An 18,449-nucleotide genomic window follows, 5' to 3' on the forward strand; every position below is an offset into this window, starting at 1 on the left:
AGCTCCGCGCCTACGCCGAGCCGGCCGCCGCCCGCCGCGAGCGCGGCCGGGTCGTCGCGCGCGCTCCGGCCGCGTTCCGGTCGCGCCGGGCCGCACCGCCCGCCGCCGGAGGGCGCTGGACGCTCGTCGCCGCGCGCCGGGAGCTCGCGGGCGGGATCCCGACCGCGACCGAGTGGAGCGCGGCGACGGCGCAGCAGCTCCTCGTCCGCTACGGCCTCGTCACCCGCGGCGCCGCCGCGGCGGAGTCCTTGCCCGGCGGGTTCAGCGCGGTCTACGACGTGCTCCGCCACCTCGAGGAGAGCGGCCGGATCCGGCGCGGCTACTTCGTCGGCGGCGTGGGCGCGATGCAGTTCGCCCAGCCGGGCGTGCTCGACCTGCTGCGCTCCCTGCGCGAGCCGCCGGAGACGCCGGAGGTCGTGACGCTCGCCGCGACGGACCCCGCGAACCCGTACGGCGCGCTGCTCGACTGGCCCGCGGTGCAGGGCGCCCCGGAGGGGAAGCGGCCCGCGCGCGCGGTCGGCGCCTACGTGGTGCTCGTGGACGGCGAGCTCGCGGCCTACGTGGCGCGCGGCGCGCGCCAGCTCTTCGCGTGGCTCCCGGAGTTCGAGCCGGAGCGCTCGCACGCCGGCGCCGCCATCGCGGCGGCGCTCACCGAGCTCGTCCGCGCCCTGCACGGCAAGGCGGAGGCGGCGCTCGTCGTGGAGATCGACGGCGGTCCCGCAGCGGCGCACCCGCTCGCGGGGTATCTCCAGGCGGCCGGGTTCGTGCCCACCGCGGCGGGGCTCCAGCTCACGCGCCGGGCGGCCGCGGCGGCGCTCTCGGCGGGGAGCCAGCTGCCGTAGCGGAGCGAGGCGCGCGTGCCAGAGGGCGACACCATCCACCGCGCGGCTTCGAACCTCCACCGGGCGCTCGCGGGCGAGACCGTGGTCCGGTTCGAGACGGTGCTGCCCCCGCTCGCGCGCGTCGACGCGGATCGCCCCGTCGCCGGTCGCACCGTCGAGGGCGTGAGCGCCCGGGGGAAGCACCTCCTCGTCCGCTTCTCCGGGGACCTCTGGCTGCGCAGCCACCTCCGCATGAACGGGAGCTGGCACCTGTACCGCCCCGGCGAGCGCTGGCGCCGCCCGCGGGACGCCATGCGCGTCCTCGTGGAGACCCGCCCCTGGCTCGCGGTGGGCTTCGACCTGCCCGCGGCGGAGCTCCTCGACGCGAGAGGCCTCGCGCGGCAGCCGGACCTCGCCCGGCTCGGGCCCGACCTGCTCGCCCCGGACTTCGACGCCGCCGAGGCGGAGCGCCGGCTGCGCGCGCGGCCGGCGCGCGAGGTCGGCGAGGCGCTGCTCGATCAGGGTGCGCTCGCGGGCGTGGGCAACGAGCTCAAGTCGGAGATCCTGTTCCTCGCCGGCGTGGACCCCTACCGGACGGTCGCCTCGCTCTCCGCCGCCGAGCTGGCCGCGCTGGTCACGGTCGCCCGCCGGGTCCTCCTCGAGGCGGTGGCGCCGTACGGCGCGAGCGCCCCCACCTGGCTCGGCGGCCGGCGCACGACGGGCCGGTCGAACCCCGACGAGCGGCTCTTCGTCTACGGCCGCGCGGGCGAGCCGTGCCGCCGCTGCGGAGCTGCCATCCGGCTCGGTCGCCAGGGCCCCGGCGCCCGCGTGACCTATCACTGCCCGCGCTGCCAGCCGGCGCCGGGCGGGGGTTAGCGGACGGCGCGTGGGAGCGCGCGGCCTCGCGATGGCGCGGTCGGGCGGCCGGCTCTGAGGTATCTTCCGCTCTCTTCTCGGGAGGGTGACATGGCGGGGCAGGACGTCTTCGATCTGGCGAGGCACGTGGCGGCGAGCGCGGCGACGGCGAGGCTGCCGCGGGCGGGGGGCAAGCGGTTCGAGACCGTCTTCCGCCACGGCTCGCTGCAGGTCGAGATCTTCGCGCCGCGCGGCCGCGACACGCAGCGGCCTCACGACCGCGACGAGGTCTACGTCGTCCTCCGCGGCGCCGGCGCCTTCGTGAACGGCACCCAGCGCTTCGCGTTCCGCGCGGGGGACGTGCTCTTCGCCGCCGCCGGCGAGGTCCACTGGTTCGAGGACTTCAGCGAGGATTTCTTCACCTGGGTGCTGTTCTACGGCCCCGAGGGCGGCGAGAAGGCCGCGACCGCTCCCCCGCCGGCGGGCGGCGCCGCGAAGTAGCAGGAGGCTGCGGCGCCCGCCCAGGGCGTCGGTCGCGACGCGCTGCGCCGCGGCGGGCGACGCGGTAGAAGAAGGCCATGTCGATCCTGGAGTGGCTCGGGCTCGTCCCCCGTGAGGAGCCGGCGCGCGACGCCGGCGTGGTCCATCGCGTCGCCCGCGCCCTCGAGGCGCTCCCGGCGGAGCGCGCGGAGCACCTCGCGCTGTTCGCGTTCCTCCTCGCCCGCGTGGCCAACGTGGATCTCGACGTCCACTCGGCCGAGACCGAGGCCATGGCGCGGATCGTCGAGACCGTCGGCCACCTCCCGAAGGACCAGGCCGCGCTCGTGGTCGAGATCGCGAAGGCGGAGCACCGCGCGAGCGGCGAGACGCAGAACTTCCTCGCGGCCCGGACGTTCCGGGACCAGGCGAGCGACGCCGAGCGGATGGATCTCGTGCACTGCCTCTTCGCGGTCGCCGCCTCGGACGGCGCCATCTCCGTCGCCGAGGAGGAGGCGATCCGCGGGATCTGCGGCGAGCTAAGGCTCACCGAGCGCGACTACGTCGACATCCGCAGCGCGTACTCCGAGCACCGCTCGGTGAACAAGCGGTGATCCCCTGGGAGACGGTGGACCGCGCCCGTGCCCCGGACGGCGCGGAGCTCGTCCTCTCCCGTCGTGGGGAGGAGTGGTCCGTCCGGGCCGCCGGCCGGGTGCTCATGACCAGCCGGACGCACGGCTCGGAGGAGGCGCTCGCCGCCGCGGCGCTCGCGCGGGTCCGCGCCCCGCGCGACGTGCTCGTCGGCGGGCTCGGCCTCGGGTTCACGCTCCGCGCCGCGCTCGACCGGCTCGCGCCCGGCGCGCGCGTGGTGGTGGCCGAGCTGGTCCCCGCGCTCGTCCGCTGGAACCGCGGCCCGGTCGCGCACCTCGCCGGGCGCCCGCTCGACGACCCGCGGGTCCACGTCGCGGAGGGCGACGTCCTCGAGCACCTCACCGCCGGCCGCGGCGCCTGGGACGCGATCCTGCTCGACGTGGACAACGGCCCCTCCGCGCTCGCGCATCCCGCGAACGGCCGGCTGTACGGCGAGGCCGGGGTCCGCGCCTGCCGCGACGCGCTCCGCGCCGGCGGCGCGCTCGCGGTCTGGTCGGCCGGTCAGGATCCCCGCTACGTCGCGCGGCTCGGTCGGGCGGGGCTCGCGGCGGAGGCGATCGCCGCGCCAGCGCGCGGCGACGCCGGGGGCGTGCGGCACGTCGTGATCGTGGGCGCGCGCGGGTCCGCGGCGGGCGCGCTCGGCCGCCGCCGAGGGACGGTGTAGCCCGGCTCTTGCGGCGGGTCGGCTCAGCGGCCCTGCCCGGCCGGATCCTGGATGGCCGGCGGGGCGCTGCGGTCGAGCTCCTGATCCTCGAACGACACCGAGTCCTCGATCGGCTCGAGGTGCGTCGTCACCGTGAGGTTCGGGATGGCGGCGCGGAGGTCGCGCTCGATCTCCTCGAGCAGCGCGTGCCCGCGCTGCACGGTCCACGCGCCCGGCACGAGGACGTGCACCGAGACGAACCGGCGCGACCCGGCCTGGCGCGTCCGGAGCGCGTGGAACTGCACGTGCTCGGCCGCGTGGCGCGCGAGGACCTCCTCGAGCGCGCGCCGCTCGGCGGCGGCGAGGCCCGTGTCGAGGAGGCCGAGCGCGGAGCGGCGGACGAGGGTCACCCCCGTCCAGACGATGTTGAGCGCGACCGCGATGGCGACGAGCGGGTCGAGCCGTGTCCAGCCGGTGATCCCGACCGCCCCGATGCCGACGAGCACGCCGGCGCTCGTCCACACGTCCGTCATCAGGTGGTGGCCGTCGGCCTCGAGCGCGATGGAGTGGCGATCCTTGCCGGTGCGGATGAGCACCCGCGCCACGGCGAGGTTCACGAGCGAGGCGCCGACCGAGACCGCGAGGCCGAGCCCGAGCCGCTCGAGCGCGCGCGGGTGGAGGAGGCGATCGGCGGCGGTCCAGATGATCCCGCCCGCCGCCACGAGGATGAGCGCGCCCTCGAGCCCGCTCGCGAAGTACTCCGCCTTGCCGTGGCCGTAAGCGTGGTCCTCGTCCGGCGGCCGCGCCGCGATGGTCACCATCACGAGCGTCATCACGGCCGCGGCGAGGTTGACGATCGACTCGAGCGCGTCGGAGAGGAGGCCGACGGAGCCGGTCATGCGCCAGGCGAGCGTCTTCAGCGCGATGGTCGCGATCGCCGCGCCGATGGAGAGCCAGGCGAAGCGCGCGAGCGAGGATGGGGCGGACCGGGTCATGGCGGCGCGGGCGCGCCGCGAGGCGGCGCCCGCACCCCTTCTGCCCGACCTGCCTCCGCTCCGCAAGCGGCACGGAGCCGCGCTGCGCCGGCCGCCGGGAGCGCGGGCGCTCCCTCCCGCCGCGCCCCGCTCACGCGCGGTTCAGGAAGACGGGCAGCCCCCGCTTGTTCGCGTAGATCGGCCGCAGCCGGTCGGTGTTGTACATCGACGCCACGTCCACCTTGCGGGGCCCGAGCTTCGGATCCGGGATGGGCATGAGGTCGTACTTGCCGTCGACGATCGCCGACATGAGCCCGCTCTTCCCCTCGAGCAGCGCGTCGAAGGCCATCGTGCCGAAGGTGTTCGCGACGAGCTTGTCGACGAAGTCGGGATCGCCCGAGCGGAGATCGTAGGTGAGGTCCGAGACGATCGTCTCCTCGCCGGCTCGCGCCTTGATCGCGTCGGAGAGCGACTCGGCGACGCTCGCCTTCTTGCGGTGGCCGAAGGCGTCGGGCTCCCCGTACTCCTGGACCTTGTAGCCCTCCCACTCGGCGCCCTCGGAGAGGACGACGAGCGCGTAGCTCGAGGGGTTCTGGCGCTTGTCCGTCACGAGCAGGTCGACGATGTGCTCGAGCTTCGGCTTGTGCTCCGGGATGATGCAGCGGATCGAGGTGACGTACGCCGTGTAGAAGGCGGTGAAGCCCGCGTCGCGGCCGAAGATGCGGAAGATGCCGATCCGCTCGTGCGAGCCGACGGTCGTCCGCTGCCGCTCGATGGCCGAGATCGCGCGCGTGATCGCCGTCGAGAAGCCGACGCAGTACTCGGTGTTCCGCACGTCGTTGTCCATCGTCTTCGGGATGGCGATCACCTTCGCGCCGAGCTCGTGCAGCCGCGCGGCGTAGGAGAGGGTGTCGTCGCCGCCGATGGGCAAGAGGTAGTCGAGCTTCAGGCCCTCGAGGTTCGCGAGCACCGCGCTCGAGACGTCGTGAGTCGTCGAGGTCTGGCCCTGCTTCGTCGTCTGCGCGGTCGGGAAGGTGCGGCCGGCGAGGTGAGGCGGGAGCTGCTTCATCCGCGCGGGGTTCGTCCGGCTCGAGTGCAGGAACGTCCCGCCGGTCCGGTCGATGGTGCGCGTGTTCTCGCGGGTGAGCGGCAGCACGTAGCGGCCGCGGCTCGCCGGATCGTCGAGGTTCAGGTGGGTGAGCCCTTCCCACCCGCGCCGGATGCCGACGACCTCCATCTGGTGGTCCGCGGCCCGGTAGACGACGCTCTTGATGACGGAGTTCAGGCCGGGGACGTCGCCCCCACCCGTGAGGATGCCGACGCGCATGCGTGCCATGCGGGTAATCCTAGGCGCACTTCGCCCGGAGCGCCGCTAAGAACCGGCAGTCGGCCCCCCGCGGAGGTCCCCCGTGCCGTTCCTGCGCTCGGCGTTCGTCTACCTCGCCGCTGCCGTCGTCGTGGTGCCGCTCGCGGCGCGTGTCGGCCTGGGCTCCGTCCTCGGCTACCTGGTCGCCGGGGCGATCGTGGGGCCGCAGGGGCTCGCCCTCTCGGGCGACGCCGAGGGCGTGCTCCGCGTCGCCGAGCTGGGCGTCGTGCTCCTCCTCTTCCTCGTGGGCCTGGAGCTCGACCCCCGCCGCCTCGTCGAGCTGCGCCGGGACGTGTTCGGCCGCGGCGCGCTCCAGGTCGCGGTGACCTCGCTCGCCATCGCCGGGGTGGCGCTCGCTCTCGGGGTGCCGTGGCGAACTGCCGCGGTCGCCGGGCTGGGTCTCTCGCTCTCCTCCACCGCGCTCGTGGTGCAGCTCCTCGGGGAGCGGAACGAGCTCGGGACGCGGCACGGCCAGCTGGCGTTCGCCATCCTGCTCTTCCAGGACCTCGCGGTGATCCCGCTGCTCGCGCTCCTCCCCGCGCTCGGCGCGCGCACGCCCGCGGCGGCGCCCGCGTGGCTCACGGTCGCGAAGGCGGTGGCGGTCGTCGGCGGCGTGGTGGTCGCGAGCCGCCTCGTGGCGCGCCCGGTGTTCCGGTTCGTGGCGTCGCTCAGGAACCCCGAGCTCTTCACCGCGACCGCGCTCCTCCTCGTCGCGGGTACCGCGCTCGCCGTCTCGGCCGCCGGGCTGTCCATGGCGCTCGGCGCCTTCCTCGCCGGCGTGCTGCTCGCCACCTCCGAGTACCGCCACGAGCTCGAGGCGGACGTCGCGCCGTTCAAGGGGCTCCTGCTCGGGCTCTTCTTCCTCGCGGTCGGCATGACCGCCGATCTGCGAGTGCTCGCCCTGCGCCCGCTCGCGGTCGCCGGCGTCGTCCTCGGCCTGGTCGCCCTGAAGGTCCTCGTGGCCTTCGCCGTCGGCCGGCGGGCCCTCGGGAGCGCGGAGCCCGCGCTCGCGCTCGGTCTCCTCCTCTCGCAGGGCGGCGAGTTCGCCTTCGTGCTCTTCCGGCTGGCCGCGGCCGACGGCGTCATGGACCCGGGAATCGCCGCGCTCCTCGTCGTGGCGGTCACGCTCTCGATGGCGACGACGCCCGTGCTCTTCGCGCTCCACGCGCTCGTGGGGAGGCGCCTCCTGCGGCGCGGCCCGGCCCGCGAGTTCGACGTCGTGCCCCCCGCCGATCCCTGCGTGGTGATCGCAGGATTCGGGCGGGTGGGGCAGGTGGTCGGCCGCGTCCTCGCCGCGAAGCGAATCACCTTCACCGCCATCGACGCCAGCCCCGAGCACATCGACTTCATCCGGCGCTTCGGCAACAAGGTCTTCTACGGCGACGTCTCGCGCCTCGACCTCCTGCGCTCGGCGCGGGTCGAGCGGGCACGCCTGTTCGTCCTCGCCATCGACGACGTGGACGCGTCGGTGCGCACGGCGGAGGTGGTGCGCGAGCACTTCCCGCAGGTGGCGATCCTCGCGCGCGCCCGCAACCGGCAGCACGCGTACCGGCTGCGCCGCCTCGGCATCCGGCGCATCGTGCGCGAGACGCTCCACTCCTCGCTCGTCATGACCTCGGACGTGCTCGAAGCGCTGGGGGTGGATTACGCCGAGGCGCGGAGCGCCGTCGAGCGCTTCCGTGAGCACGACGAGGCGCAGTTCGAGGCCTCCTGGCAGCACCAGGACGACCTCGACAAGCTCACCGACATCGCGCGGCGCGGCCGCGAGGAGCTGGAGCGATTGTTCGAGGAGGACGCGCGCCAGCGCCCGGCCTAGCTACGCCGGCACCACGTACCACTGCCCCTTCGCGCCCTGCTCCAGCTTCAGGAGCCCCTCCTTCTCCATCGCCTCGAGGAGGCGGCTGAAGGACGAGAAGCCGTGGTCGCGCTCGTCGAAGTCCGGCTCGCGACGCACGATGGCGGCCTTGATCGCGGAGGGGTTCACCGGTCCGCTCGCGCGGGCGAGCATCGCCGCGGCCGCCTCGCGGGCGACGACCGGGATCGCCTTCTCCTTCACCGGCCGGTCCTTCTCCTTCGGCTCCGCGGCGCGCCGCTTCCCGCCGGGACGCAGGTAGATGAACTCGTCGCAGGCCTTCACGAACAGCGGGCTCGTCGACTCGCGCACCGCCATCCCGATCACCACGCGGTCGTTCTCGCGCAGCTTGTAGGCGAGCGGGCAGAAGTCGGAGTCGCCGGAGGCGATGACGAAGGTGTCGATGTGCTCGCGCAGGTAGGCGAGCTCGAGGGCGTCGATGACGAGCCGCATGTCGGCGCCGTTCTTCCCGGCGCGGGTCGAGGGCGGCACGTCGACGAGCTCGACGCCCTTGTCGTGGAGCCGCTGCGTCGCGTCGGAGAACCGGGTCCAGTCCGCGTAGGCGCGGCGGAAGACGACCTTGCCCTTCTCGAGGAGCGTGTCGAGCGCCGGCTGGAGGTCGAACGTCTCCGCCGAGAGGCCGGTGCGGGTGACGAGGTTCTCGAAGTCGATGAACAGGGCGATGCGCTGATCGTGGCTGGTGTCGCGCTTCATTCGGTCTCCCGGGCCCGGACGTGGGCCCGCGCGCGCACCCTGTCAGGGAAGAGGCCCCGGCGCAAGCGAATGGCGGCTCGAGCGGGCTCCATGCGGGCTCCGCGGGCGGCGCGCACGCTGAGCGTAATCGGGAGGCCACCCACGCGCTCGGCGGCCTGTGACGCGCCGGCGGCGCGCGGGGCTTGCCGTGGACCTTCCGGGGCCGGAGGATGCCGCCCATGGACGACCTCCTCCGGCCCGACACCCTCGCCCTCCACGCGGACGCCGCCGTCGAGCCCACCGCCGACATCGCGCCGCCCATCCACGTCTCGACGACCTTCGCGGCGGACAACGACGCCGGGCTCGTCTACGCACGCAACGATCAGCCGACGCGGCGGCGGCTCGAGGCGGTGCTCGGCGCGCTGGACGGCGGACACGCGGTGACGTTCGCCTCCGGGCAGGCGGCCGCCACGGCGGCGCTCCTGCACCTGCGGCCGCGCCGCGTGGCGATCGCGACCGGCGGCTACCACGGGACGCACGCGGCCATCGACGCGCTCGCGCCGTTCGGCGTGGAGAAGGTCGCCCTCGAGGCCGACCTCGGCGCGGGGGACGTGGTGTGGCTCGAGACCCCGAAGAACCCGACCTGCGAGCTGCAGGACATCGCCGCGCACGTCGCGCGCGCGCGATCGGCCGGAGCGCGCGTCGTCGTCGACGGCACGTTCGCGACCCCCGTGCTGCAGGCGCCGCTCGCGCTCGGCGCGGACCTCGTCTACCACTCGATGACGAAGTTCCTCGCCGGCCACTCCGACGCGCTCGGCGGCGTCCTGGTCGCCCGCGATCCCGCCCTGGCGGACGGGCTCCGCGCGACCCGCACCGTCACGGGCGGCGTCCCCGGCGCGCTCGAGACCTGGCTCGTCCTGCGCGGGGTCCGCACGCTCGGCCTGCGGGTGCGGCAGCAGACCGCGACCGCGACCCGGCTCGCGGCGTTCCTCGAGCCGCGCGTCGCGCGCGTGTGGCACCCGTCGCTCCCCTCGCACCCGGGCCACGCCCTGGCGAAGCGGCAGATGCGCGGGCCGGGCCCGATCCTGTCCATCGAGCTCGCGACGGAGGCCGCCGCGCGGGAGCTCCCGGGGGCCCTGCGCCTCTTCCGCGACGCGACGTCCCTCGGCGGGGTGGAGTCGCTCATCGAGTGGCGACGCAAGCAGGATCCGCACGCGCCGCCGGCGCTCCTGCGGCTCGCGGTCGGGATCGAGGATCCCGAGGACCTCGAGCGCGATCTCGGCCGAGGGCTCGCGGCGATCGGCGGGGCGCTCTAGCCCCCGGTCGTGACGGCGGGCGGCCTCACGCCCCGTGACAGTGTCCCGACATCGACGGACTCGCATCCGTCCCCCTGCGACATCACCGTCCGAGCGGGCAGGCGTCCGTCCGGGCGCCGCGTCTCCAGGGGGAAGAAAGCATGCTCGCCGACCGTCACACCGCTCGAAGGCTCGCCGTCCTCACGTTCGCCGCCGCGTCGCTCGCCGCCTGCAGCGGCGAGAAGAGCCCCGCTGCAGGCCCGCACCTGGCCGGGATCCAGGTGCAGCCGGCCAGCGCCGGGGTGGTCTCCGTCCTGGTCGGGGAGTCCGTGCGACTCGCCGCGGTGGGGACGTACTCCGACGGCACGACGCGCGACGTCACGGCAGAGGTCGTGTGGAGCTCCGCAGCCCCCGAGATCGTCGCCGTCTCGAACGCGGCGGCCGACGCGGGGCTGGCGACGAGCGCGTCCGTCGGGACGAGCGAGGTCACCGCCACCGAGCCGATGAGCGGGGTCACGGGGAGGGTGACGGTGGAGGTCGTCCCGCCGATCGTGTCGCTCGCCGTGTCGCCCATCGATCCGACGCTGCTCGTGGGCACCACGCTGCAGCTCCAGGCGGACGGCACGCTCGTGGACGACACCACGGCCGACGTCACCGCGACGGTCACCTGGACGACGTCGGACGCCGCCATCGCGACGGTGTCTCCGGGCGGGCTCGTCACCGCGGTCGCGGTCGGGACCGCCACGATCACCGCCGTGGAGCCGGTCTCCGGCGCGACGGCGAGCATCACCGTCGAGGTGACGACGCTGCCGGCGGCGCTCTCCTACCTCGGCCTCTCCCGCGGGTCGGTCATCGGCGGCGGGCCGGTGCAGATCGTCGGCACCGTGGCGCTGACCTCGCCGGCGACGGAGGACGTCGTCGTCACGCTGACGAGCAGCAACGCCGCGGTCGGGGTCCCCGAGACCGTGACCGTGCCGGCGGGTGCGCAGAGCGCGACCTTCGACGTGACGACGTCCGCGGTGACCCGCAGGACCAAGGTGACCCTCACCGCCACCGACGGGACGAGCACCAAGACCGCGTCGCTGAACCTGCGCGTGGCGAAGTAGGCTCCGCGCGCCTCCCGCGGCGTCCCGGCTACCCGCTGCCCGCCCACCGGCTCCCTGGCCGGTGGCGCGGGCTGCGCCGTTCTCCGCGCGCGCAGGCGAGCTGCTTCTCGACGCTCGCGCGGAACGCCCGCACGAGCGGCTCGAAGCGCGCAGGGGCGCCCTCGAGCGCGCCCAGGGCGAGCGCGACCGCCTCCGCGGTGGAGAGGTGCTCGGGCCCCGGCTCGCGGCGCAAGCCACCGTAGCCGCTCGGCCGCGCAGGCACGATCCCGACGCGCGGCAGCGCCGCGAGCGTGGGCGTCGCCCGGATCATCTTCACCGCCTGGGGCCACGTCCCGTCGACGGCGAAGAGCACGGGCGGCGGCGCGCCTGCGAGCGCCTCGGCGGGCACGGCGCCGTCGCCGGGGAAGAGCAGCGCCGCCCCCGGCGTCGCGGCCGCGGCGCGAACGGCGGGGTGATCCTCGAACGCGACGCCGCGGTGGAGCTCGCAGTTCTCGAGCGCGAGCCGGGTGAGCCAGGCGCTGCAGATCGCGAGGCGCGCCTCGCGCGGATGCTGGAGCAGCACGACGCGGGTCCGCGACGGGATCACCGGGAGGTCCGCGCAGGCGCAGAGCTCCGTGGGGCGCAGGCAGCGGCGGCAGGTCGGGCGCATGGGAGAGCGCGGGAGGAAAGCACGGCGCCGGGCGCGCGTCGAGCGGCCCCGGGGCCCGCCAGGAACGCGCCGCCCGTGCGCCCCGGTTGGCGTACCATGCGCGCCATGCCCGCTCGCCCCGCCCGCCTGCTGCTCGCGGCGTTCTCTCCGGAGCTCGCCGGCCTCGACGCCGCGCCGCCCGAGGGCTGGGCGGTCGCCTGCACCGGCGTCGGCGCCCTCGCGGCGGCCGTGGAGACCGCGCGGCTCCTCGCCCTTCACGCGCCGGAGCGCGTCCTGTTCGTCGGGACCTGCGGCGCGTACGACGCGCGGCTCGCGCCGGGCGAGCTCATCGCGGCGTCGGAGGCCGTCGCGACCTCGCTCGACGAGCGGGCCGGCCGCGCCTATCGCCCCGCGCTCGAGCGCACCCGCTGGCCCGCCACCTTCACGCTGCCGCTCCCCGCGCACCGCGTGGCCGTCCCGCCCGCGATCACGCTCACGGAGGAGGGCGCGCGCGCGCTCGCGGAGGTGGCCGCCGCGGAGCACCTCGAGCTCACGGGCGTCTTCGCCGCGTGCGCCGCGGCGAACGTGCCTGCGGCCGCGGCGCTCGCCGTCGCGAACCGGGTCGGCCCCGGGGCGCACGAGGAGTGGAAGGCCAACCACGCCACCGCGAGCCGGGCGCTCGTCGCGGCGCTGCGCGAGCGCGGCGTGCTCGGCGCCGAGGAGCTCCTCGAATGAGCAAGACCCCGTCGACCCCCGCCACCCGGCTCCTGCGCCAGCAGAAGGTCCCGTACACCGAGCACGTCTACCGCTACGAGGAGCACGGCGGCACGGCCGTGTCCTCGCGGGAGCTGGGCGTCCCGGAGCACGCCGTGGTGAAGACGCTCGTCATGGAGGACGAGACCGGCGCCCCGCTCGTCGTGCTCATGCACGGCGACCGCGAGGTCTCGACGAAGGCGCTCGCCCGTCAGCTCGGGAAGAAGACGGTGCAGATCTGCAAGCCGGAGGTCGCCCAGCGCCACAGCGGCTATCTCGTCGGCGGCACGAGCCCGTTCGGAACGCGCAAGGCGATGCCGGTGCACGTCGAGCGGACCATTCTCGAGCTGCCGAAGCTCTACGTGAACGGCGGCTCGCGCGGCTTCCTCGTCGGGATCGCGCCCGCCGACCTCGTGCGCGTCCTCTCCCCCGTCCCCGTGGACGTCGCCATCGAGCAGTAGAGGCGGGCGCGCAGACCGCTCGTGGTCACGAGCGGGGTCGAGGTCGGGGTCGGGGTCAGATCCCTCCGCTACCTTGCCGCCCCCATGCCGAAAGACGCTCCCGCCCGCTACCTCGCCTTCTCCGACGGCTCCTCCCTCTCCAACCCCGGCGGCCCGGGCGGCACGGGCTTCGTCGTCGTCGATCGCGTCCGCCCCGCGCTCCGCTTCGGCGCGACGCGCTGGGTGCAGGACGGCGCCTACGCGGTCACGAACAACCGGATGGAGCTGCGCGCCGTCCTCGAGGCGCTCCAGGGCCTGCCCGCGGGCGAGTCGGTCGAGGTCGTCTCGGACTCGCGCTACGTGGTGGACGCGCTCTCGAAGTGGATCCACGGCTGGCGCAAGAAGGGCTGGAAGACCGCCGCCGGCGAGCCGGTGCTGAACCGCGACCTCATCGAGGCGCTCGACGCGCGCGGCCGGGAGCTCTCCGTCCGCTACGCCTGGGTCCGGGGCCACGACGGGCACGCGGTGAACGAGGTCGTCGACGCGCTCGCCCAGTCGGCGGCGCGGGGCGTCCCCGGGCCGACGGAGGCGAGCGTCGTCGAGGCGCTTCGCGCGGCCGCCGTCATCCGCTGAGCGCCGCAGTCACCAGGAGGCGAGCCGGCACTCCTCGCACGCCTGCATGAAGTGGCCGTACGGGGCGAGGCAGCGCAGGCAGGTGCGGCGGCCGCAGAGGGCGCACGACCGGGCATCCCGGGGCCGGAGCCGCTCGCCGCAGGAGGCGCAGCGCTCGAGGTCTTCCTCCGGCCGGGGGCCTGGCGACGGTGCGGCGGGATCCACGCAGGGAACGTCGCACCTCCGGCGTCCCGTGGCACGCCCCCGGGAGGGAGGGGTCGCCTGCCACGCGGTCCGGGCGCCGGGCGGGGCCGTGGTACCCTGCGCGCCCATTCCATTCCGGCACCGGAGGCCACCCATGAGCGATCTCCTCAGCGACCTCGAGCCCAAGCTCCTCTGGCGGTACTTCCTCGAGCTCTCCCGGATCCCGCGCGGCTCGAAGCACGAGGCGCAGGCGGCCCGCTGGGTCGCCGACCAGGGCCGCGCGCTCGGCTGCGAGGTCCTGACCGACGCGCTCGGGAACGTCCTCATCCGCAAGCCGGGCACGAAGGGCCGCGAGGACCGCCCGGGAGTGTGCCTCCAGGGCCACGTCGACATGGTCTGCGAGAAGAACGAGGGCACCCCCCACGACTTCGCGAAGGACCCCATCCCCGTGTACCGCGACGGCGAGGTGGTGCGCGCCCGCGGCACGACGCTCGGCGCCGACAACGGCATCGGCGTCGCGGCGGGCCTCGCGGTGCTCGCGAGCCAGGACGTCCGCCACGGCCCGGTCGAGGTGCTCGTCACGATCGACGAGGAGACGGGTCTCACCGGGGCGAAGGGCGTCGCGCCGGGCTGGTTCCGCTCGCCCTACCTCCTGAACCTCGACAGCGAGGAGGAGGGGGAGCTCACCATCGGCTGCGCCGGCGGCGTGGACACGGTCGCGACCCGCAAGGTCGCCCTCTCGGCGCCCGCCCCGGGCACCCTGCCGCTCCGGATCAAGCTCTCGGGCCTGAAGGGCGGCCACTCCGGCGTGGACATCGCCGCGGGTCGCGGCAACTCCATCCGCATCCTGGCCCAGGTGCTCGACGCGCTCGTGGAGCGGCACGGGATCGCGCTCGCGACGGTGAGCGGCGGGAACAAGCGGAACGCCATCCCGCGCGAGGCGTCGGCGATGGTGCGCGTGGACGCGGGGCGCGAGGCCGCGCTGCGGGAGGACGTGGCGCGCCTCGCGCGCGAGTGGCGCGCCGCGCTCGGCGCGTTCGACCCGAACCTCGCGATCGACGTGGAGCCGGGCGAGGCCGATCGCGTGATGTCGCCCGGCGACGCGCGCGCCGTCCTCGGGCTCCTCCTCGCCGGGCCGCACGGCGTCGAGGCGATGAGCCCGGCCATCCCCGGCCTCGTCCAGACCTCGACGAACCTCGGGCTCGTCCAGACCCAGGACGGGACGGTGCTCGTGACCTTCCTCACCCGCAGCGCCATCGACGCCTCGCGCCAGGCGCTGGCCGCGCGCATCACGGCGGCGTGCGCGCTCGCCGGCTTCGAGGCGAGCCAGGAGGGCGGCTACCCGGGGTGGAAGCCGGAGCCCGGGTCCTCGCTCGTGAAGCTCGTGGACCGGGTGCACGCGGAGGTGTTCGGGAAGCCGATGATCGTGAAGGCGATCCACGCCGGCCTCGAGTGCGGCCTCATCGGCGAGAAGTACCCGGGCGTCGAGATGGCCTCGATCGGCCCCGACATCAAGGACGCGCACACGCCCGACGAGCACGCGCGCATCGCCTCGGTGGCGGCGTTCTGGAGGCTGCTCGTGGCCGTGCTCGAGCGCGTCTGAGCGCCCGGGGCGCGACGGCGTGAGCCGCTCGCGCGGTGACCAGGGGGCGCGCGCGTCGGGCGGCCGGGCGGCCCCCGCGGCGCCCTCGCCTCGAGTCGCGTGCGCGCGCGGCGGCGGGTTCCCAGCTTTCGCTGGGGGTCTCGATGGGCCGCGGCCGCAAGCGCCTCCTCGTGGCGCTCGCCATCCTGTTCGTCGTGCTGGTCGGCGCTCGCGCGGCGCTCGACCCGCTCGTCACCTGGCGGACGCGCAAGGTGCTCGCGGGGATGGAGGGGATGCGCGGGCGCTTCCAGGACGTCCAGGTGAGCGTCCACGACCTGTCCTACGCCATCCGCGGCCTGCGCATCGAGAAGCTCGCGGCGGGCGGCTCGGCGCTCCCGTACTTCCAGGTCGAGCGCGCGAGCTTCGGCCTCTACCTCAAGGAGCTCGTCCGCGGACACGTCGTCGCCGCCGTCGAGCTCGAGAAGCCCAAGCTCACGCTCGTGAGCGCCAAGGAGCAGCCGAGGAAGCAGGGCGCCGCGGAGGCGCCGCAGGTCGGCCACGGGATCGAGGCGCTTGCGCCGTTCCGGCTCGATCGCCTCCAGGTGAAGGACGGGGAGCTCCGCTGGGTGGACGAGCGCGAGCCGGAGCGGCCGGAGCTCTGGGTGCACCGGATCGAGGGGACGCTCGAGAACTTCGCGACGCGGAAGGCGCTCGCCAAGAACGAGCCGACGGTGCTCGCCGCGCGCGGCGTGCTGCAGCGCTCGGGCGCCGTCTCGCTCTTCGCGACCGCGGACCCGCTCGCGAAGAAGCTCACGTTCGCCGGGCAGGGCCGGCTCGAGCGCCTGCAGCTCGTCGAGCTCGCCTCGCTCGTCGGCGCGAAGGCCGGGATCGCGCCGGACAAGGGCGAGCTCGACATGTCGCTCCGCTTCCGCGCCGAGGGCGGGAAGATCTCGGGCGGCGTCCGCCCCATCCTGAAGGACGCCGGGACGAGGCCGGCGAAGCCGGGGCTCGGGCCGAAGCTGAAGTCGCTCCTCGCCGACGTGACGCTCAGCATCTTCAAGGACGACGTCCCCGGCCGCGAGGCGGTCGCGACGACGATCCCGATCCAGGGGACCGTCGACGATCCGGAGGCGCAGGCGGTCCCGACCATCCTCGGGATCGTGCGGAACGCGTTCGTCCGCGGCCTCGAGGACGGCCTCTCCGGCCTGCCGCCTCCCGAGGCGAAGAGGCCGGAGAACGTCGTCGAGCAGGCGAGGCGCGCGCTGTCGCCCAGGCGGGAAGCGCAGCCGCGCGCCCAGCCGACGGGGGAGAAGTGATCCGGCGGCGGACGCTCGTGGTCGCCGTCGCGCTCGCGGCCGCGGCGTGCCGCCATCCGCAGCACCCCACCTCGCCGGCGGGCGGCGAGTCGCCCCGGCCCGAGGCGCCGGATCGCGCCGGCGAGAAGGGCGTCCCGCCGAAGGCTGGGCGGCCGCGCATCCCGGCGGGCCCCGAGGCGCTCCTCGCCCCCGGCGCGGTGAAGGCCATCCAGGGCGCCCTCGCGGATCGCGGCCTCCTCGGGGAGCACCGCGCGGGAGAGCTCGACGCGCCGACCTCGCGCGCGCTTCGCAAGTTCCAGGAATCGCAGGACCTCGCCGCGACCGGCTTCCCGGACCGCGAGACCCTGCAGCGGCTGGGGGTCGACCCCGACCGCGCCTACGGGCGCGAGGGGGGCGGGGAGGGGGACTGAACGCCCGGTCCGCCGGGGCAGCCATCCTCGCCCGGGCGAGCTCGCCGGATCCGAGCCGGCTCCCGCGCGGGCCCACGCGCCGGCGGGCGGCAGGCCCGGCGGACACGCGCGCGCCTCCGCGGTAGATTCGGCGCGGGCAAGCCCCGGAGGCGGTCATCGAGCTCTTCCTCGATCGCGGAAACCCCCTGCACTGGCTCGCCGTGGCGGTGCTCCTCGTCTCGGGCCTCGCGTGCGCCTGGCTCGGAGTCCGGGACGGATTCCTGCGCAGGTCGATGCGCACGAGCGCGGGGACGCTGACGGGGGGCCGGGCCATGGCCGCGGGCGCGCTCTACGTGGCGACCGGCCTCGCCGGCGTGTGGGGCGGCGTGGCGTTCCTGCTCCGAGCGCGGTGAAAGCGCACGTCCCCGCTTCGGCCGAACACATCGAGGACGCCGCCGGCGAGCGGGCCACGCTGCTAGCGTGCTCGGAGCAGCGCGGAGGTGAACATGGCCCTGTTGCCGACCGCCCCGGAGCCGGACTGCTGGCAGCTCGAGGGGGAGGACGACGCGTCGACGCCGCCGACCGTCGCCCGGGTGCTGAACACCGTGGGAACCCGCCGCGAGTGGCGACGCGCCGGGTTCCCGGTGCTCTTCGACGAGGCCGGGGAGGTGAGGCACGTCCAGCGCTGCGGGCGGACGTACCGCTTCCGCCGCGTGGACGACGAGCACGCGGCTCGCCTGCCGCACTGCCAGCCGCTCTGATCCGGCCTGCTCGCTCAGTAGACCGCGAGCAGCTCGACCTCGAACACGAGCGTCGCGTCGGGCGGGATCGCCGGCGGCGCTCCGCGCGCCCCGTAGGCGAGGTCCGGGGGCAGCGTGAGCTTTCGCTTGCCGCCGACGCGCATCCCCGCGACGCCGCGGTCCCAGCCCTCGATCACCTCTCCGGCGCCGAGCCGGAACGAGAACGGATCGCCGCCGACGGACGAGTCGAACTGCTTCCCGTCGGTGAGCCAGCCCGTGTAGTGCACCTCGACCGTCTTGCCCCGCACCGCCTCCGGGCCCTTCCCCTTCACGACGTCCTCGATCTTCGGCTTGGCCATGCGTGTACTCCTCGCGCTCGGGTGGTCGGGGCCGCATCCTAGACGATGTTCAAACGGGGGCTGCGCCCTCAGGATTGATCACATCCTGAGGGCCAGCGCCGCTCCGCGCTCGAGCAACAGCAGGTCTTCGTAGCCCCTTCCGAGCACCTGCCAGCCCGGTTCGCCGTTGTTCTTGATATGCCCGCCGAGCTTCGCGACGGCGAGCATCGCGTCGCGAATGGTGGGTTCCTCCCGGAGCTTCACGTCGGGGTGCCGCTGCAGGAGCATCAGCTTGAGGGGGGAGAGGACGCGGTCCGCCGGCAGGTCTGCGTCATCGCGGGAGAGCTGGCGTAACGCCAACAGCTGCCAGGCGATGGGTGTGAACACCGCGAGCGCGTTCAGCAGCGCGTGCTTGGACTCGAGCTGGCGCTTCTCGTACGCGCAGCCCTGCTTCAGCGCGCGGAAGAACTCCTCGATAACCCACCGGGCGCGGTACGCGTCGACGATAGCTGCCACGTCTTCGGCGGTCTCGACGGGCTCGGTCGTGACCAGTCGCCACTCGACCGGATCGATGCCACGCCCGACGTTCTTCTCGCGAACGCGCACCACATTGAGGCGAAGGCGTTCGGGAACGCGCGCGCCGAGATGTGAGGGGCGCAGGATCGTCACGGAGCAGGCGGTCACGGAGAGCGTTGCCGAACGCTCCCTCCGGTA

22 protein-coding genes and 1 pseudogene are annotated in these 18,449 nt (G+C 74.9%); 16 read left to right on the forward strand and 7 right to left on the reverse strand.

All coding sequences use genetic code 11. The annotated features are described in order from the left end of the window. The 5 genes and pseudogenes from MNZ29_RS19555 to MNZ29_RS19575 form a co-directional block, all read left to right on the forward strand. Nucleotides 1-842, forward strand: a pseudogene (locus MNZ29_RS19555) (DEAD/DEAH box helicase); the annotation flags it as partial. A 15-nt stretch (nucleotides 843-857) separates the two neighbouring features. Continuing rightward, nucleotides 858-1,697: an Fpg/Nei family DNA glycosylase gene (locus tag MNZ29_RS19560; protein ID WP_242356385.1), complete on the forward strand. Its 840-nt coding sequence runs from the start codon at nucleotides 858-860 to the stop codon at nucleotides 1,695-1,697. A 90-nt stretch (nucleotides 1,698-1,787) separates the two neighbouring features. After that, entirely contained in the window at nucleotides 1,788-2,177 is a 390-nt protein-coding gene (locus MNZ29_RS19565) for a cupin domain-containing protein (protein WP_242356387.1), read from the forward strand. Nucleotides 2,178-2,254: 77 nt separating this feature from the next. Next, nucleotides 2,255-2,767, forward strand: a complete 513-nt coding sequence (locus MNZ29_RS19570) for a TerB family tellurite resistance protein (RefSeq protein ID WP_242340461.1) — start codon at nucleotides 2,255-2,257, stop codon at nucleotides 2,765-2,767. Continuing rightward, entirely contained in the window at nucleotides 2,764-3,468 is a 705-nt protein-coding gene (locus MNZ29_RS19575; protein ID WP_242356389.1) for a spermidine synthase, read from the forward strand. The genes MNZ29_RS19570 and MNZ29_RS19575 overlap by 4 nt, the downstream gene beginning before the upstream one ends. Nucleotides 3,469-3,491: 23 nt before the next feature. Here the strand turns inward: MNZ29_RS19575 and MNZ29_RS19580 are convergent, their stop codons facing one another. Both MNZ29_RS19580 and MNZ29_RS19585 read right to left on the reverse strand, forming a co-directional pair. Further along, the gene (locus MNZ29_RS19580) at nucleotides 3,492-4,442 is read right to left on the reverse strand and encodes a cation diffusion facilitator family transporter (protein ID WP_242356391.1); all 951 of its coding nucleotides are present in this window, start codon (nucleotides 4,440-4,442) and stop codon (nucleotides 3,492-3,494) included. Nucleotides 4,443-4,572: 130 nt separating this feature from the next. Further along, nucleotides 4,573-5,757 (reverse strand): 6-phosphofructokinase, encoded by a 1,185-nt coding sequence (locus MNZ29_RS19585; protein ID WP_242340464.1) that lies wholly within the window; start codon nucleotides 5,755-5,757, stop codon nucleotides 4,573-4,575. A 73-nt stretch (nucleotides 5,758-5,830) separates the two neighbouring features. Between MNZ29_RS19585 and MNZ29_RS19590 the strand changes: the two genes are divergently transcribed. Beyond that, nucleotides 5,831-7,603 carry a monovalent cation:proton antiporter-2 (CPA2) family protein gene (locus MNZ29_RS19590; protein WP_242356393.1) on the forward strand — a complete coding sequence of 591 codons (1,773 nt, stop codon included), beginning with the start codon at nucleotides 5,831-5,833 and terminating at the stop codon, nucleotides 7,601-7,603. On the opposite strand, the gene MNZ29_RS19595 is transcribed toward MNZ29_RS19590, so the two are convergent. After that, complete coding sequence (locus MNZ29_RS19595) at nucleotides 7,604-8,353, reverse strand: NYN domain-containing protein (protein WP_242340466.1); 750 nt, start codon at nucleotides 8,351-8,353, stop codon at nucleotides 7,604-7,606. Between the two features lie 218 nt (nucleotides 8,354-8,571). Between MNZ29_RS19595 and MNZ29_RS19600 the strand changes: the two genes are divergently transcribed. Together MNZ29_RS19600 and MNZ29_RS19605 are read left to right on the forward strand one after the other, a co-directional pair. Then, nucleotides 8,572-9,648 (forward strand): PLP-dependent aspartate aminotransferase family protein, encoded by a 1,077-nt coding sequence (locus tag MNZ29_RS19600; protein ID WP_242356395.1) that lies wholly within the window; start codon nucleotides 8,572-8,574, stop codon nucleotides 9,646-9,648. Between the two features lie 140 nt (nucleotides 9,649-9,788). Next, nucleotides 9,789-10,733, forward strand: a complete 945-nt coding sequence (locus MNZ29_RS19605) for an Ig-like domain-containing protein (protein WP_242356397.1) — start codon at nucleotides 9,789-9,791, stop codon at nucleotides 10,731-10,733. A gap of 28 nt (nucleotides 10,734-10,761) precedes the next feature. On the opposite strand, the gene MNZ29_RS19610 is transcribed toward MNZ29_RS19605, so the two are convergent. Further along, nucleotides 10,762-11,382, reverse strand: coding sequence for a tRNA-uridine aminocarboxypropyltransferase (locus MNZ29_RS19610; RefSeq protein WP_242356399.1), 621 nt, complete (start codon nucleotides 11,380-11,382; stop codon nucleotides 10,762-10,764). Between the two features lie 105 nt (nucleotides 11,383-11,487). Between MNZ29_RS19610 and MNZ29_RS19615 the strand changes: the two genes are divergently transcribed. From MNZ29_RS19615 to MNZ29_RS19625, 3 genes are all read left to right on the forward strand, one after another. Beyond that, a complete protein-coding gene (locus MNZ29_RS19615) occupies nucleotides 11,488-12,096 on the forward strand; it encodes a phosphorylase (RefSeq protein ID WP_242356401.1) in 609 nt (202 codons plus the stop codon). Next, nucleotides 12,093-12,575, forward strand: a complete 483-nt coding sequence (gene ybaK, locus MNZ29_RS19620) for a Cys-tRNA(Pro) deacylase (protein WP_242356403.1) — start codon at nucleotides 12,093-12,095, stop codon at nucleotides 12,573-12,575. The genes MNZ29_RS19615 and ybaK overlap by 4 nt, the downstream gene beginning before the upstream one ends. Before the next feature lie 84 nt (nucleotides 12,576-12,659). Continuing rightward, a complete protein-coding gene (locus MNZ29_RS19625) occupies nucleotides 12,660-13,187 on the forward strand; it encodes a ribonuclease H (protein WP_242356405.1) in 528 nt (175 codons plus the stop codon). 9 nt (nucleotides 13,188-13,196) lie between these two features. On the opposite strand, the gene MNZ29_RS19630 is transcribed toward MNZ29_RS19625, so the two are convergent. Further along, nucleotides 13,197-13,391: a hypothetical protein gene (locus MNZ29_RS19630; RefSeq protein WP_242356407.1), complete on the reverse strand. Its 195-nt coding sequence runs from the start codon at nucleotides 13,389-13,391 to the stop codon at nucleotides 13,197-13,199. Between the two features lie 133 nt (nucleotides 13,392-13,524). On the opposite strand from MNZ29_RS19630, the gene MNZ29_RS19635 reads away from it, so the two are divergent. From MNZ29_RS19635 to MNZ29_RS19655, 5 genes are all read left to right on the forward strand, one after another. Then, nucleotides 13,525-14,973, forward strand: a complete 1,449-nt coding sequence (locus tag MNZ29_RS19635; protein WP_242356409.1) for an aminoacyl-histidine dipeptidase — start codon at nucleotides 13,525-13,527, stop codon at nucleotides 14,971-14,973. 143 nt (nucleotides 14,974-15,116) lie between these two features. After that, complete coding sequence (locus MNZ29_RS19640) at nucleotides 15,117-16,268, forward strand: DUF748 domain-containing protein (RefSeq protein WP_242356411.1); 1,152 nt, start codon at nucleotides 15,117-15,119, stop codon at nucleotides 16,266-16,268. Continuing rightward, nucleotides 16,265-16,678, forward strand: coding sequence for a peptidoglycan-binding domain-containing protein (locus MNZ29_RS25065; protein WP_242356413.1), 414 nt, complete (start codon nucleotides 16,265-16,267; stop codon nucleotides 16,676-16,678). The genes MNZ29_RS19640 and MNZ29_RS25065 overlap by 4 nt, the downstream gene beginning before the upstream one ends. Nucleotides 16,679-16,878: 200 nt before the next feature. After that, nucleotides 16,879-17,070, forward strand: a complete 192-nt coding sequence (locus MNZ29_RS19650; protein WP_242356415.1) for a hypothetical protein — start codon at nucleotides 16,879-16,881, stop codon at nucleotides 17,068-17,070. A 93-nt stretch (nucleotides 17,071-17,163) separates the two neighbouring features. Then, complete coding sequence (locus tag MNZ29_RS19655) at nucleotides 17,164-17,418, forward strand: hypothetical protein (RefSeq protein ID WP_242340478.1); 255 nt, start codon at nucleotides 17,164-17,166, stop codon at nucleotides 17,416-17,418. A gap of 14 nt (nucleotides 17,419-17,432) precedes the next feature. Here the strand turns inward: MNZ29_RS19655 and MNZ29_RS19660 are convergent, their stop codons facing one another. Both MNZ29_RS19660 and MNZ29_RS19665 read right to left on the reverse strand, forming a co-directional pair. Next, entirely contained in the window at nucleotides 17,433-17,756 is a 324-nt protein-coding gene (locus MNZ29_RS19660) for an FKBP-type peptidyl-prolyl cis-trans isomerase (protein WP_242340479.1), read from the reverse strand. A gap of 78 nt (nucleotides 17,757-17,834) precedes the next feature. Further along, nucleotides 17,835-18,449: transposase (locus MNZ29_RS19665; RefSeq protein ID WP_242356417.1), on the reverse strand; the 615-nt coding region annotated here is incomplete at its 5' end.

Source organism: Anaeromyxobacter sp. SG64, assembly GCF_022690745.1.
Taxonomy (GTDB): Bacteria; Myxococcota; Myxococcia; order Myxococcales; family Anaeromyxobacteraceae; genus Anaeromyxobacter; species Anaeromyxobacter soli.